The organism is Flavobacterium sp. 140616W15 (assembly GCF_003668995.1).
In the GTDB taxonomy this organism is placed as follows: Bacteria; Bacteroidota; Bacteroidia; order Flavobacteriales; family Flavobacteriaceae; genus Flavobacterium.
This window is the reverse complement of sequence record NZ_CP033068.1, coordinates 2,345,839-2,360,581: the sequence shown is the minus strand read 5'-3', so window position 1 is coordinate 2,360,581 and position 14,743 is coordinate 2,345,839. Positions and strand designations below refer to the sequence as shown.

At 30.7% G+C, this 14,743-nt stretch carries 12 protein-coding genes and 1 pseudogene; 9 read left to right on the top strand and 4 right to left on the bottom strand.

Features of this window, described 5'->3' with window-relative positions; genetic code table 11:
- Window positions 1–29: 29 nt before the first annotated feature.
- Window positions 30–1,391 carry a sensor histidine kinase KdpD gene (locus tag EAG11_RS10050; RefSeq protein WP_129539062.1) on the bottom strand — a complete coding sequence of 454 codons (1,362 nt, stop codon included), beginning with the start codon at window positions 1,389–1,391 and terminating at the stop codon, window positions 30–32.
- Between the two features lie 138 nt (window positions 1,392–1,529).
- Here EAG11_RS10050 and EAG11_RS10045 point away from each other — a divergent pair, with 138 nt between their 5' ends.
- From EAG11_RS10045 to EAG11_RS10025, 6 genes are all read left to right on the top strand, one after another.
- A complete protein-coding gene (locus EAG11_RS10045) occupies window positions 1,530–2,486 on the top strand; it encodes a hypothetical protein (RefSeq protein ID WP_129539061.1) in 957 nt (318 codons plus the stop codon).
- Window positions 2,483–3,283, top strand: coding sequence for a hypothetical protein (locus EAG11_RS22285; RefSeq protein WP_242499331.1), 801 nt, complete (start codon window positions 2,483–2,485; stop codon window positions 3,281–3,283). Before EAG11_RS10045 ends, EAG11_RS22285 begins: the two co-directional genes overlap by 4 nt.
- Window positions 3,284–3,327: 44 nt before the next feature.
- Complete coding sequence (locus EAG11_RS22280; RefSeq protein WP_242499330.1) at window positions 3,328–4,578, top strand: outer membrane beta-barrel family protein; 1,251 nt, start codon at window positions 3,328–3,330, stop codon at window positions 4,576–4,578.
- Between the two features lie 476 nt (window positions 4,579–5,054).
- A complete protein-coding gene (locus EAG11_RS10035) occupies window positions 5,055–6,695 on the top strand; it encodes a hypothetical protein (RefSeq protein ID WP_129539060.1) in 1,641 nt (546 codons plus the stop codon).
- A 132-nt stretch (window positions 6,696–6,827) separates the two neighbouring features.
- Window positions 6,828–7,364, top strand: coding sequence for a DUF3575 domain-containing protein (locus EAG11_RS10030; RefSeq protein ID WP_129539059.1), 537 nt, complete (start codon window positions 6,828–6,830; stop codon window positions 7,362–7,364).
- 6 nt (window positions 7,365–7,370) lie between these two features.
- Window positions 7,371–8,033 carry a hypothetical protein gene (locus EAG11_RS10025; protein ID WP_129539058.1) on the top strand — a complete coding sequence of 221 codons (663 nt, stop codon included), beginning with the start codon at window positions 7,371–7,373 and terminating at the stop codon, window positions 8,031–8,033.
- 66 nt (window positions 8,034–8,099) lie between these two features.
- Here the strand turns inward: EAG11_RS10025 and EAG11_RS10020 are convergent, their stop codons facing one another.
- Together EAG11_RS10020 and EAG11_RS10015 are read right to left on the bottom strand one after the other, a co-directional pair.
- Window positions 8,100–8,702: an RsmD family RNA methyltransferase gene (locus EAG11_RS10020; protein ID WP_129539057.1), complete on the bottom strand. Its 603-nt coding sequence runs from the start codon at window positions 8,700–8,702 to the stop codon at window positions 8,100–8,102.
- The gene (locus EAG11_RS10015; RefSeq protein ID WP_129539056.1) at window positions 8,699–9,520 is read right to left on the bottom strand and encodes a DUF3822 family protein; all 822 of its coding nucleotides are present in this window, start codon (window positions 9,518–9,520) and stop codon (window positions 8,699–8,701) included. Before EAG11_RS10015 ends, EAG11_RS10020 begins: the two co-directional genes overlap by 4 nt.
- A gap of 153 nt (window positions 9,521–9,673) precedes the next feature.
- On the opposite strand from EAG11_RS10015, the gene EAG11_RS10010 reads away from it, so the two are divergent.
- Together EAG11_RS10010 and ygiD are read left to right on the top strand one after the other, a co-directional pair.
- Window positions 9,674–11,098: an ATP-dependent RecD-like DNA helicase gene (locus tag EAG11_RS10010; RefSeq protein WP_129539055.1), complete on the top strand. Its 1,425-nt coding sequence runs from the start codon at window positions 9,674–9,676 to the stop codon at window positions 11,096–11,098.
- A 192-nt stretch (window positions 11,099–11,290) separates the two neighbouring features.
- Window positions 11,291–12,121, top strand: coding sequence for a 4,5-DOPA dioxygenase extradiol (gene ygiD / locus EAG11_RS10005; protein ID WP_129539054.1), 831 nt, complete (start codon window positions 11,291–11,293; stop codon window positions 12,119–12,121).
- 149 nt (window positions 12,122–12,270) lie between these two features.
- On the opposite strand, the gene EAG11_RS10000 is transcribed toward ygiD, so the two are convergent.
- Complete coding sequence (locus tag EAG11_RS10000; RefSeq protein WP_129539053.1) at window positions 12,271–13,590, bottom strand: PQQ-binding-like beta-propeller repeat protein; 1,320 nt, start codon at window positions 13,588–13,590, stop codon at window positions 12,271–12,273.
- 145 nt (window positions 13,591–13,735) lie between these two features.
- On the opposite strand from EAG11_RS10000, the pseudogene kdsB reads away from it, so the two are divergent.
- Window positions 13,736–14,469, top strand: a pseudogene (kdsB, locus tag EAG11_RS09995) (3-deoxy-manno-octulosonate cytidylyltransferase).
- The last annotated feature ends 274 nt before the right edge of the window (window positions 14,470–14,743 follow it).

The following is a 14,743-nucleotide window of genomic DNA, read 5'->3' as shown; positions in this document are numbered from 1 at the left end:
TTATCAGGACTGAAACTGCGACTGAAAACTTAATTCAACGGAATGCTAATGTAAAACTTTGCTCCTTTTCCTAAATCGCTCATTACAGCAATTGTTCCTTGATGTGCTTTTATAATTTGGTTTACATAATACAGTCCTAATCCTAATCCTTTTGAATTGTGTAGATTGCCTTGTTCTACGCGGTAAAATTTATCAAATAATAATAGATGTTTGTTTTTAGAAATTCCAATTCCGTTATCCTGAATGCTCAAACCGAATTCGTTCTTGTTTAATATTGTTTTAATAGTAATTGTATTAGAACCATATTTTACAGCATTTTCGAGTACATTTAGGATGGCTGTTGTTAAATGAAATTTATCTAATACCAATATCGTATCGTTTGTGGTAAATCGAGTTTCAACGGTAACCTTTGGATACGTAATTCTAAAATCTTCTATAATAGCATTTAGGAAAGGCTCTGTAATGATTTTTTCTTTTTGCATTTCCATTTCATTCTCCTCTAAGGAGTTTGCCAGAACTTGGTCGATTAAACTCTGTAAACGGTTGTTTTGGCGAGAAATGGTATTAAGAATAGAATTAAAATGAATTTCGTTGTCACGAATGTCTTTTCGCTCTAGTATTTTGGTCGAAATGGCCAAAGTTGTCAGAGGAGTTTTGAGTTCGTGGGTGATATTATTAATAAAATCAGTTTTGATATCGCTTACCTTTTTTTGCTTGATTAATGCTTTTATGGCAATTACAAAAAGTGTTATCAGGGTTAAAATAGATAGTAAAGAAAGAAACAAAATCATGCTCATTCTTTTTAATATTATCATTTCCCAATCGATAACCGAAACATACATAGAGTCTTCGGTTAATAAATTATAATCTTGGGTTTGTGCAGTTACGCTTGCTGTATTTGCATAATTTCGAACTAAAAAAGCATTGTCAAGCGAAGCCAGATTGCCATATAATTTGTTTTTTATAAATGGCTTTTCAGAGAAAATAGTATCTGCTTTTTTAGAATTATTATAGATGATAAACTTGTTGAGTACAATGGCAAAATCAATCGAAAAATTTGGAATTTCTCTTTCAAATTTCAGTTGCAATTTTTGAGTTAGTTCGCTACGAAATTCATTTTGTAACAAAGCACTTTTAATATCTGCTTTTGTTTTTTTGTCATGAATATAATTCTCGGCTAATTGCTTGTAAAGAAGCTCTTTTTTGAAGACAATAGTTGAATCGATATCGCTATAATCATTTGTAATATTAGCTATTTCATTCTTTATTTCTGAATGGAATTGTGCGACTTTATAATCATAGGTTGTTTTTACTAAATAGCATTGTACAACAGATAAAACCACGAGGGCGATAGCCGAAAAAAAAATTAATAAATTGATTCTGTGTTTCATATTATCAAAAAATACATTTCAAAAATAAGTCTTTTATCTTTTAATTCTTGAATTAACTCCCGATTAACCTACGATTAACTTACAAAAGTATTTTTTAGGAGCATTTTTGCAATCGAAATATATAGAAAAACACAAATTATGAGAAAACGATTATCAATGCTGATTCTATTTGGAATTACATTTTGTTATGGGCAAAAAATGGAAAAAGTAACGGTAGATTATTTAGATACCAATGATTTATATGTCAATGACGAAGACTCTCAATCATTGCATTATTATAAAATGGTTCCGAAAACGGATATTATTGGTGCATTGGTAATTTTGCCTTCTGGAGGAGAAACTACAGAAGATTTATTAAAACAAATAACACTGCATGAGTTAGCTGTTAAGAAAGGAATGGTCGTAATTATTCCTTCTATAAATTGGGGAACAGATAGTAGAGAAGCTGATTTTGCTTTTTTAGACAAGATTTTTAATGAAATTGTAACAAAGCACAAAGTCTCTAAGGATAATTTTATTTTAGGAGGTTTATCAAATGGTGGTATTATTTCTTTGACTTATGCAGAAAATTCGGTTAAGAATCCGAGTAAATTCTTTTTAATTCCTAAAGGCATTTTTGCTCTAGATGCTCCGCTGGATCATGCTCGTTTTTATAAATATTGCGAAAGAGAAATTGAAAGAAATTTTTCTGAAGCAGGGACAAATGAAGCAAAATGGATAAAGGATAATTGGGATAGTTTGTATGGTGGTTCGCCTGATCAGTTTCCTGAAAAATATATCGAAGCTTCTATTTTTTCTTTTGGTGCAAAAGATGGAGGGAATGCAAGATACTTAAAAAACATGCCGATAAGAATGTATACTGATCTGGATATTAACTGGCTAATTAATGAACGTCACCGCGATTTGCAGGATTGGAATGGGATTGATATAGTTGGAATGATCAACCAATTAAGAATCATGGGCAATTACAATGCAAATGTAATTATAAGCCAAGGTAAAGGCGTGAAATTAAACGGGAGCAAAAATCCACATTCATGGTCGATAATGGATACAGAGGATTGTTTGAATTGGATTCTTAATTTACTTAAAAAATGATTAAAATAATAATAATTATAATCTGTCTTCTTGTTTCTGCATTTGGATATGCACAAAATGAAACTCCAAAAGATAGTATTCCGAATAAGTTAGAGGAAGTTGTTATTGATGCTAAGTCAAAAACATTTATCAATAAAAACGGAAACTTAAAAATAGATGTACCCAATTCTATTTATAATTCTATTCCTAATACGATGGATTTATTGTCTAAACTGCCTAAAATTATTATAAGTTCAGACAAAGAGAATATTTCTATTGTTGGCAAAGGAACTCCTCTTATTTATATCGATAATCAAAAGGTAGGAATAAACGATTTGAATGCTCTAGCTGTTGACGATATAAAGAATATCGAAATTATCCAGAATCCATCTGCTAAATACGAAGCCGAAGGTAGAGCAGTAATTTTAGTTACAAGAAAGTTTAGTAAAAAAGATGGGTTTAGGACCATTTTATCTGAAACAGCTTCTTTTAAGAAAGACTTTAATAATTATATTGGATTTAATTCTAGTTTTAAGAAAGGTAAACTAGAGTGGAAGGCTAATTTTAATTATAACCAATTGCAACCTTGGGAATACCAGAGTGTCGATTATGCAATCCCGAATGCTAGTATTGTTTCGAATTATAACGTTGAGGCTTTTACAAAAAGGAAACAGTTTGTTTTTGGTGGTAGTTTATTTTATAAAATAAATGAGGATGATTATCTGTCGTTTACTGTTAGTAGTAAATTGCAAAGTGATACTTTTGACATAAATGCAAATACTTATAATAAAAAGAGGATGTTACAAATAACGTTCTAACTTTTACTGATAATGCTAGTAATAAGGATTTTTCGAACTCATTTTTGAATTATTTAAAAAAGATTAAGTCTATTGAAACACAGGTTTTTGCAGGTATTCAATATTCTAATTTTGATCAGGGAGTGTTTAGTGAAGTTCAAAATAACTATAACGATACTGAGTTTGGATTGACACAAATTCGTGATCAAAAATTTAAAGTTGGTGTTTTTTTAGGAAGAATTGATATAGAGAAAAAGTTTAAAAATGAAATGATTTTTGAAGTGGGAGGGCTTTATTCTTCTGCAAATTCAAAGTCAGATTTTGATATTTTCGACTATGAAACAAATCAAAATATACTGAGTCATTATGATTTTAAAGAGCAAAATCTAGCAGGATATAGTCAGTTATCAGGTAAAATAAATAAAATTGATTTTACGGTTGGACTTAGGGTTGAGAATACTAATGCAAATGGAAGATATAAAACGGATGTAACACCTTTAATTGAGAAAAACTACACCGATTTTTTCCCAAAAGCAGAATTTACATTTCCGATAGATAGCACAAAAAGTATTAGTTTAAATTACTCTAAAAGTATTTCTAGACCTAATTATTCCTCTTTAAGTCAAGGAACAACTTATATTAATCCTTATTTTGTATATGCGCGAAATATCAATCTTGACCCGACTATTAGCAACGAAATTTCTTCCGTTTTTCAGTATAATGATAAATCGCTTAAACTAAGTTTTTATCAAAATACAAATCCTGTTTATAGTAGTTTTACTTATGATAAAGAGCAAAATATATTAACTTTTAAAGATGAAAATTTCGATAGAGAGTCAGGTTTTTCAGCCGACTTTACGCTACCCTTTAGTTATGAATTTTGGACAATGACAAATTCTTTAGTTTTCATTTTAGAAAAAATAGAAGATGATTCGGCTCTGTTTTTATCCTCAAAACCCTATTTGTATTATTACTCAAGTAACGAATTTAAACTACCAAAAGGATATACTTTATCTGTTTCTTGCTGGGGATTAACCAAACAACATATAGGAGCATTTGAGAAAAATGAAAGATTTGTTATTGATATGGCACTTTCTAAAACCTTTTTCAAAAACTGGAATTGTACTTTGAGTTTTAATAACGTTTTTAATAATAATGTTATTGAAGAGCAGTTTGTTGTTAATAATGTAAACTCACAAGCAAGATATTTGATAGATTCTCATGAGATTTCAATTGCCATAAAATATTCCTTTGGTAAAATGAAAGACACTGAATTTAAAGGCAAGAATATAAATGATTCAGATAGAATTCGGTAATGTCTATTTAGATATGAATATATAAAAACAAGCCTCCTTGAATAATCAAGGAGGCTTTATGCTTATGTGAATCAGATTTTAGTTATCCTTCGTCGTCTTCGGTATTTTTTGTAGATGTTTCGTTGTTTTCCTCTTCCTCTTCAGATGAATCAAATTCGAAGAAACTAAAAAACGAACCTCCATAACTTTTCTTGAATGAAAATTATTTAATGTGTTTTTATTAGGCTTGTTATATTTTGTTTAGCATTAATATAAGTTTATTTTTATTTATTGTGTAATAATTGTATTTAAAATCTTATATATTGTAAAATAAAAACTATTTTTGGCATGATCCACATAATTAATTCTTAGAATTCAAAACATGAATAAAGGTAAACTGCATTTAATTTTCGAGGAGGTTGGAGTGTTTTTTAACCAAAAAAGATGCTCGTTAAAATAGAAGTTTTTTAAAATTTAAATAATAAAATAATTTCAAGATGAAACATATAAAATTATCAATGAACACATATAAAATATCTGTATTAGCAATGATTAGCTCTCTTATTTTCTTTAGTTGCGACAATAATTTTGAAGATAAACAAGAAATAAAAAATCAAAATGATATTGCTGAAAAATTACAATTAGTAGATGGTACTATTAAAATTGAGAGTATAACTACTTTGAGGAATATCTTTAAATCCTATAAAGAAAACAGTCAAGGGCAAAATGATTTTAATAAAGAAATTCGATATGTACAAAATAGAGGGTTCAAACCATTAACTCCCATTTTTGACGAGAATGATTCAGAAAAAGTGGAAAAGTTCTTACTGAATAAGAAACAAAAAATTCAAAATAGGAACCTTGAATTTGGTATCACTTCAAAGTTTTTAAGTAATGAAGAAGAAATTGATTTTGATGATGAATTAATTGCTGATCCTGCATTAGCTGCGCTTTTAAATGAAGATAGAGAGATTTATGTGGCAGATAGCTTATATAAGTATACTGAAACAGGGCTTTACTTTTGCCATGCAAAGGATAAGCAAAAATTATATAATTATTTAAAAAATACAGCTCCTTTGAAAAAACTGCAAACTGCTAGAAAAGTTAGTTTGATGACATCAAAAGCGAATAGCAAATTCGTAAGTGAACTTGAGCAGGTTGATGATGGAATAATGCGCTTTATTCCTAATCCTATAGATGACTGGGGTGGAGTAGGAATGTATGTTCCGCTTCCAAACGTACCTAATCTTAATCCATCATTTACGACAGATAATCCTAGATTAATAAAACAAAATTTGCCTATTAGTATAATTAAGAAGCAAGGTTGGTTAGAGAAAATATTTGGAGAGTCTGAAGTAGATACAGAACTATTTGATGGTGGGAAAAGAATAAAAGTAAAATTTTGGAATCAAAATTATTTCTTACTTTCTTCTATTGGTTGTAGTACAAGATTCCAGAAGAGAGTTAAAATTTTAGGCATTTCAGGATGGCAGAAATCATATGCAGAGCAAATTGAATTAGGAATTAATAGTATTGAGTTTGATTATAAGTTTAATGTACCAATGTATGATGTTGCCCGATATAATTATGAATCATTTTTTATTGAATATAATGGTGTGAAATATGCTGGTTCTGGCAAGCAAATGCTAGAATTTCCAACTGATAAGCCTAGTTTTCCATACAGAACTCAAAGTAGTCAAGAAGCTCTAACAATATTTATTTTTGATAATAAGTATGAAATTAATTATAGATGGTCTGAACTAAATAATAAAGCAGTAGATGCTGCACTTAAAGCATTAGTAAGTAATATTCCAAATAGTACGACAAAAAATGAATTAAATAGATTAATTGAAGATGGTGATTTAAAGTATGATATAGTTAAAGCTATACCATTTAATAATAAAGTGACTCTTACTACTATGGGTGTAAAATGGACTAATAACGATGATAATGCAATCACTCAATATTTTGATTTTAATTTCCTCTTTACTTGGAATAATAAATATAAAGGATCAGGTGATTATTTAAAAGGATTAGCGGGAGGCACTACATATACTAAACTAGGTGTAGATATTTATGGAGCTGCGTTACACAAGGGACAATGGAAAGGTAGACGTTTAATTCTGGACAAGAAATAATTTAAACAAATTTAATAGCTTTAACTTGTTGTTGTAATTAGCTTTTTTAGATTATTTTAAATAAAATATTTTTAATAATTATATCAACAGGTTAGTCTTTAGATTAAATTTATAAAAAAAAAGAAAATTATTATGAGTAAATATTTTATCATGGCCTTGAGCATTTTTGGAATGTATAGTCTGTTTGGGCAATCTAGAGTAGCTGTTGTTGAAAATCAATTTAAAGTTAATGTATTGTTGCCAGGATTAGTATATGAACATGGTTTCAATGATAAAAACACTCTATACTCAGAAGTAAGTTTAGGTTTTGCTTATCGTAGTAATTATTATGCAGGTTCTTCTTGGCAACTTTATCCCAATATAAATGAGCAGTTTCGGCATTATTACAATTTAGATAAAAGAGCTTTAAAAGGGAGAAGAGTAACTCATAATTCAGGGAATTTTGTGGCATTAAATGCAATTTATAATTTCAAGTCAATTTCTACAAATAATAATTTTTCTGAAGATACTTCCTCGTTTACAATTGCACCAGTTTGGGGATTACAGCGGACTTATAATCGAAATTTTAATTTAGGTTTAAACATAGGTGTTGGGTATAATTTTGATAAATATGATAATGAATTTGTTCCAGTGATTAATTTTACTTTAGGCTGGGTAATAGGAAAATAATATAGGATGAAATACATTGTTTATATTTTTGTTTTTATGTTTTCGGTGAGCATATTTGCACAAAAACTACGTCCTTTTGTCGGAGGGGCTGCTTATTTGCACACCGATTTTGAAAGATCTGCTTTTGGAAACTTTTCATTAGGATCCGAAATTAAGGTGGTTAAGTTTTTTAGATTTGAAATTGAAGTAGGCTATATGCTTGGAAATCTTCAAGATGTTATAATTAGGAATGATAAAGGACTTACAATGAGTGCTTCAGAAAAATCAGTATCGGCTATGAATTATAGTTTTTGTCCAAAAATAATTATTGGAGATTATGAAGAGGATTCTGGATATATACAAATACTTCCGAGATATACGTTTTCTAGTATTGATGCTAAAAGGGAATTAACATCCAGAAACCCTATTGATCTTTCAAATCCTATTAGAGAAAGAAAAAAGGTATCAGATGTACAGCATTCATTAGGGATTGGGGTTGGTTATATCTTTAATTTTCCAGGTGAAAATCAGAATTCTTTAGCATTAAATTTGTATTATAACGGAATTGATTTGGGGAAGGCTCTTAATAAATTAAATACAAATTCAGATAGTTACAATTATAGTACTCAGGATGCTATGGGGTTAGGGATTAATTTTTATTTAGGTTTGAAAAAGAAAAAGAATAGATAGTTGTTGTAAAAACAAGCCTCCTTGAATAATCAAGGAGGCTTTATACTTATGTGAATCAGATTTTAATTATCCTTCGTCGTCTTCGGTATTTTTTGTAGATGTTTCGTTGTTTTCCTCTTCCTCTTCAGATGAATCAAATTCGAAGAAACTAAAAAATGAACCTCCATAACTTTTCTTGAATGAAAAATTACTCAAATGATCGAGTTTAGTATATTTAGAATGTTCGATAATCATCATTCCGTCTTCTTGCAATAGGTCTCTTTCAAAAACTAGCATGACAATTTTTTCAAATGTAGCTTGATCCATTGCATACGGAGGATCGGCAAAAATGATATCGTAAGAAGTTTTACTGCTTTCTAAGAATTTAAAAACATCACTTTTTGTAGCAGCAATATTAAAGTCATATTCTGCAGCGATTTGTTTGATGAATTTTACACAACCAAAATCACCATCTACAGATGTAATTGGTGTGCATCCGCGAGAAGCAAATTCATAGCTTATGTTTCCGGTTCCGGCGAATAAATCTAATATCTTTAAACCTTCGAAACTAAAATGGTTGTTCAAAACATTAAATAATGCTTCTTTAGACATGTCAGTTGTAGGTCTTACGGGAAGGTTTTTTGGTGGAAAAATGCGTCTTCCTTTGTGTTTTCCTGAAATGATTCTCATGATTGAAAAAGTATAAAATGTTGTTGATTTTGAGCTATTGAAAAAGAATTTTTTCTTTTTAAGTTAGATACGTCAAACAAGGATACATTTCGGATATACTTATAAGCGATTTCAAAGAAATTATCATCTTCAGAAATCGTTCCTAATAATTCAAGTTTAAAAATCTCTGGGTTCATATTAAGTTGTTCTGCTGTAAACAGTAAGTAATAAATAAAATCCTCAGGAGTTTGATATTCAAAAGAATTAAATAATAATAGTTTTTTGTTTTGCAGTACAATGATTTCAAAATGGCCAAAATTAAAATTGACTACCATTGTCTTTTCGTCATTGTTTTTGGATTGATCCAAAAGCTTTTCGACAAGAATACTATTGGCATGTTTGTATTCAAATGAACCAAACTGGTCAATAAAAAAGTTATTGATATTTACATATGGAATGTAAACAGCATTCATTTGGTAATTAGAAATTACATCGAAAGCAAAAAAATCGGTTTCAAAAACCTTGGTATTATATTGTAAATAACTCCCTAGGAAGTTTTCATCAAAAAGGGCAGTAGGAACAAATGTTGATAAATTGTTGTTGTGAACAACTGTTATTTCATCATAAGTATCTTTAAGCTCCGGATGTTTACTAAAAGCATCAGCAAATAAATCTTCAATTTTTGTAGTTTTATGAAACGTGTCAAAAGTAACTTCGTTTAAAGATAGAATTGTATTGTTTAAAGTATCAAAACAACAAAATGAAAGTCCAGTCAGTGAAACCTGAATAGAAAGTTTTTTGTATTTTTTTGATGTTATATTTGTATTTTGTGATTGCATAAATGGTTTTAGAATTCAATTCTTGTTAAGAATCAAAATAGAATTATACGTGATGACAAACTTACAATTTTTTTTTATTCATTTGGGAATTTATGTGGTTCCCTCGCGTTTGATACCTATATTTGATGATAATTTTACATTAAAATAATCGTTATGAGTTCTTCCCTGTTTTATAGTCTTTTACAAAAAAAGTTTCCTTTTTCTCCTACATATAAACAGGACATTTTTTTCCAAAAGATTGCTATATTTTTAACCGATACAGCTAATGAGACAATTTTTGTGCTTAAAGGGTATGCAGGAACAGGAAAAACCACAGTAATTTCGACTATTGTAAATAATTTAATTGACATTGATAAGAAATATGTCTTGCTTGCACCAACTGGTCGTGCAGCCAAAGTAATTGCGAATTATTCGAGCAAACCAGCTTTTACGATTCATAAAAAAATATATTTTCCAAAGAAATCCTCAGGAGGAGGCGTTTCGTTTACTATTCAGCAAAACAAGCATAAAAACACCATCTTTATTGTCGATGAGGCTTCGATGATTTCTGATAGTAATTCAGACTCTAAATTATATGAAAATGGCTCTCTATTAGACGACTTAATTTCATATGTTTATTCAGGAACCAATTGCAAAATGATTCTTTTAGGAGATACAGCTCAGTTGCCTCCGGTGAATCTAGATATTAGTCCAGCGCTAGATATTCATACTTTAAGCGTAAATTATAACAAAGAAATTGAGCATATCGAACTTGATGAGGTAATGCGTCAGGAAGAAAATTCAGGGATTTTATTTAATGCTACTGAGTTACGTGAATTGTTAAAAGAGAGTTTTATTACTGAGTTTAGATTTGATGTTAAGAAGTTTAAAGATATCGTGCGATTAACGGATGGTTATGATATTCAGGACGCTATCAATTCGGCTTACAGTAATTATAGTATTGAAGATACAGCATTTATAGTACGTTCTAATAAAAGAGCCAATCAGTACAATGAACAAATTAGAACCAAGATTTTGTTTAAAGAAAGTGATCTTTCTACAGGAGATTTCTTGATGGTTGTTAAGAATAATTATTTCTGGTTAAAAGATTCAGATGAAGCTGGTTTTATTGCAAATGGTGATATTATCGAGATTTTAGAAATCTTTAGTATTCAGGAATTGTATGGATTTAAATTTGCTAAAGTAAAAATTAGAATGGTCGATTATCCAAATCAAAAGCCTTTTGAAACAGTTTTGCTATTGGATACCATTAAAAGTGAATCTCCATCATTAACCTACGAAGAATCAAACCGATTGTATGAAGAGGTAATGAAAGATTATGAAAATGAAACGACAAAGTATAAGAAATTCCAGAAAGTAAAAGCCAATGAATATTTTAATGGCTTGCAAGTAAAATTCTCTTATGCGATAACCTGTCATAAATCGCAAGGTGGGCAGTGGGATACAGTATTTATTGAGCAGCCTTATTTACCAAACGGAATCGACAGAGATTATATTCGATGGCTGTACACTGCTATGACAAGAGCAAAAAATAAATTATATTTGATAGGTTTTAAAGACGAGTATTTTGTTGAATAATTTAAAGTTTTAAATACGAACTTGATTTGTTAGAAAATTTAATCGCTTTTCTCTCAGATATTGCCGAGGTTAAACACTGCAGGGTTTAAAAACTTGTTGGTTTTGCTTCGAAAAGAAAATATATTTAAAATAATTTGTGCTAATTCGTGCCATTCGTGTTAGCTTTTTTAGAACACTAATCTCTTTATGATTATGAATACGCTAAACGACTTACATACTATTTCACAAACTTTTTCGAATACCGATAAAATGCCAGTTTTGTTTCTTGGGCATGGAAGTCCGATGAATGCTATTGAAGAAAATGAGTTTGTAGCTGGATTTAGAAACTTAGCTAAAACTTTGCCTCAGCCGAATGCTATTTTATGTATTTCGGCACATTGGTACACCAAAGGAACAAAAGTTACAGCTATGGAAATGCCAAAAACGATTCATGATTTTGGAGGTTTTCCGCAAGCTTTGTTTGATGTACAATATCCTGCCAAGGGTAGCCCCGAATTAGCCGTTGAAACGAAAAGGATACTTAGTCCTGTTGAAATAGAATTAGATGAAACTTGGGGTTTAGATCATGGGGCTTGGAGTGTGATAAAACATTTGTATCCAGAGGCAAATGTGCCAGTGATTCAGTTAAGTATTGATTACACAAAACCTGGACAATATCATTTTGAATTGGCTCAAAAACTACAATCGCTACGCCATAAAGGCGTTTTGATTATTGGTAGTGGTAACATTGTTCATAATTTGAGGCTGATTGATTTTCATAATTATAATAAGGATAATTATGGTTATGATTGGGCGATTGAAGCACGACAGACAATTAATGACTATTTGTTAGACGGGAATTTCCAACCGCTTATCAATTTTGAGAAAATGGATCGAGCGATGCAATTAGCAATCCCAACACCCGATCATTATTTACCACTGCTTTACACTTTAGGATTAAAAGAAAAATCAGAAGAACTAAGTTTGTTTAACGATAAATTGATGGCAGGGTCGCTGAGTATGACATCAGTTAAGATTATGTGATTTTTAATTTCAGGTTTCAAGTTTCAAGTTTCAAGTTTCAAGTTTCAAGTTTCAAGTTTCAAGTTTCAAGTTTCAAGTTTCAAGTTTGGCAACTTTGCGCCTTTGTGCTCTTTGCGGTTAATTTTAGTTTCTAAGTAGGTATAATAGTTTTAATAGCCTGTTGTTAGTCCAATTGCATAAAAATACCCATCTGCACTCCCGAAATAAACAGTATTGTTGCTAATAAACGGTGATGAAACGATTGCGCCAAGTTTGTAGAATTCATCCATAACCTTTTTGCTCTCTTTGTATTGAGATAAATCTGAGCCTTTGGCCGCGTAAACAAAATCTAAATTGTCGTTGTTTAGTATTTCGCCAGCATGTTTTTTTCTTGCATCTGTACTTATAAGCTTTGATATTTTGCCCGACGAAAGCATGTCTAGAGAAAAGAAGTTACCTGTAAAGTCTCCAAAATAAATAGTGCTTCCTGCAATTGCTGGTGATGAATATACGTATCCACTAGTTCTAAAGCGATAGAGTTCTCTGCCTGTTTTAGAATCTAATGCAAGTAATGCATAGGTATCTGAGGTTCCTACATATAGAATGTTGTCTAATACTATTGCTGAGCTGAGAATCCATGAGTTTTCGGCATCATATCTCCAAATTTCTTTTCCTGTTTCTGAGTTTAAAGCAAAAAGATAAGGGTCTCTAGCTCCAAAATATACCATTCCATCGGCAACAGTTACAGACGATTGAATTCCTTTGAATCCCGTTTTGGTTCCTGTAGAAAACTTCCATTTTTCTTTTCCTGTTGTACAATTGATAGCATACAAATTAGCATCCCATCCGCCAATATATAATATGTTTTTATCTATAACTGGTGTGCTATGAATTGGACCGTTAGTTTTAAATTTCCAATTAAGACTTCCTTTTTTTGCATCGAGTGAGTATACATTTCCGTCACTACTTCCAAAAAGAACCGAAGCTTGTTTGTCGTCTTTGTAAATAACAGGCGATGATAAAAAATAATCCCATAAATTATCCATAGCTCCCTCAATGCCAGTTTCTCTATACCAGTTCTCGCCTCCAGTTCTGAATTTCCAAATCTGATTACCTGTTTTGGTATTTACAGCATAATAATAACCATCAAAGCTACCAAAATAGATAGTATTTTCATAAATACTTGGCGAACTATGAACTGCACCGTTTGTTTTAAATTTCCATTTTAAATTTCCAGAATTTTCTTCGATTGCATAAAGATATCCATCTTCGCTACCAATAAAAACGATTCCATCTTTTGCAATTGGAGAAGAAAAGATTTTACCATCGGTTTTAAATTTCCATTTTACATCTCCTAATGGTAAATATCCTTTACCTGGAAATACTCGATCAGAGAATGAGTTTATGATTGATGTTTCAGTTTTTTGTGCAAATGCGCTATGCATAACTAAAAAGAAATAGAGTGGGAGAAGTGCTAATGATCTTTTCATATTTTTATTTTTCGTATAAAAATAAAAATTTTATAATATATTAAACTTTAGTTATTTAAGAAATATGTTATAAATAAATTTTTTAAACCTGATAGTGAATAAGTATATTTGTTTTCAGGATTGAACATTAATAATACTATCAAAAATGAAAACAATAGCAGTTATTCCCGCACGTTACGCTTCTACACGATTTCCAGCGAAACTGATGCAAGATTTGGGAGGTAAAACAGTAATTTTAAGAACCTATCAAGCTGCAATGCAAACCAACTTGTTTGATGATGTATTTGTTGTGACCGATTCGGATATTATATTCGATGAAATCGTCTCGAATGGAGGTAAAGCCATAATGAGTATTAAAGAACATGAGTCGGGAAGTGATAGGATTGCTGAAGCAATCCAAGATTTAGACGTAGATATTGTTGTAAATGTTCAAGGTGATGAGCCTTTTATTGATGCAGAACCCTTAGCAAAGGTTATTGAAGTTTTTAGAAATGATTTCGATAAAAAAGTAGATTTGGCTTCTTTAATGCGTGAAATAAAAGACGAATCTGAAATAAATAATCCTAATAATGTAAAAGTAGTGGTAGATCAAAGTGGATTTGCTTTGTATTTTCTCGCTCTGTAATTCCATATCCAAGAGACAAAGATGTTGGAGTACGTTATTTTCAGCATATTGGAATTTATGCTTTTAGGAAGCAGGCATTATTGGATTTTTATAGTCTTCCGATGAAAACTCTTGAAGCTTCAGAGAAGCTAGAGCAATTACGTTATTTAGAGTTCGGAAAACGTATTAAAATGGTCGAAACTACTCATGTAGGTATAGGAATTGATACACCAGAGGATTTAGAAAAAGCAAGATTATTGTTGTTATCGAAATAAAGTTACTGTATAGTCTTGTCTTTCTGAGTGTTTTGGGATTTCGGGAGGAGATCAGTAGCGCCCTTCGACTCTGCTCAGGGTGGCAGTATAATGTATAAGTGATGTAATGAGTATTTGCTTGTTGTAGTATATTCATTATGTTGTCAGGCTGAGCGGAGTCGAAGCCCTATGTAGCGGTAATCTTTGCTTAGTCTGACATACTTTAATAAATACGCAAGTCTTAGCCCTGTCCCGATAACTATCGGGAGTAGCGGCATCCTTTTTCTGACTTTTT

What these genes read in the sequence shown, in the direction of transcription:
- EAG11_RS10050 (WP_129539062.1), bottom strand. Translation starts at nt 1,391, where the DNA reads ATGAAACACAGAATCAATTTATTAATTTTTTTTTCGGCTATCGCCCTC.
- EAG11_RS10045 (WP_129539061.1), top strand. Translation starts at nt 1,530, where the DNA reads ATGAGAAAACGATTATCAATGCTGATTCTATTTGGAATTACATTTTGT.
- EAG11_RS22285 (WP_242499331.1), top strand. Translation starts at nt 2,483, where the DNA reads ATGATTAAAATAATAATAATTATAATCTGTCTTCTTGTTTCTGCATTT.
- EAG11_RS10035 (WP_129539060.1), top strand. Translation starts at nt 5,055, where the DNA reads ATGAAACATATAAAATTATCAATGAACACATATAAAATATCTGTATTA.
- EAG11_RS10030 (WP_129539059.1), top strand. Translation starts at nt 6,828, where the DNA reads ATGAGTAAATATTTTATCATGGCCTTGAGCATTTTTGGAATGTATAGT.
- EAG11_RS10025 (WP_129539058.1), top strand. Translation starts at nt 7,371, where the DNA reads ATGAAATACATTGTTTATATTTTTGTTTTTATGTTTTCGGTGAGCATA.
- EAG11_RS10020 (WP_129539057.1), bottom strand. Translation starts at nt 8,702, where the DNA reads ATGAGAATCATTTCAGGAAAACACAAAGGAAGACGCATTTTTCCACCA.
- EAG11_RS10015 (WP_129539056.1), bottom strand. Translation starts at nt 9,520, where the DNA reads ATGCAATCACAAAATACAAATATAACATCAAAAAAATACAAAAAACTT.
- EAG11_RS10010 (WP_129539055.1), top strand. Translation starts at nt 9,674, where the DNA reads ATGAGTTCTTCCCTGTTTTATAGTCTTTTACAAAAAAAGTTTCCTTTT.
- ygiD (WP_129539054.1), top strand. Translation starts at nt 11,291, where the DNA reads ATGAATACGCTAAACGACTTACATACTATTTCACAAACTTTTTCGAAT.
- EAG11_RS10000 (WP_129539053.1), bottom strand. Translation starts at nt 13,590, where the DNA reads ATGAAAAGATCATTAGCACTTCTCCCACTCTATTTCTTTTTAGTTATG.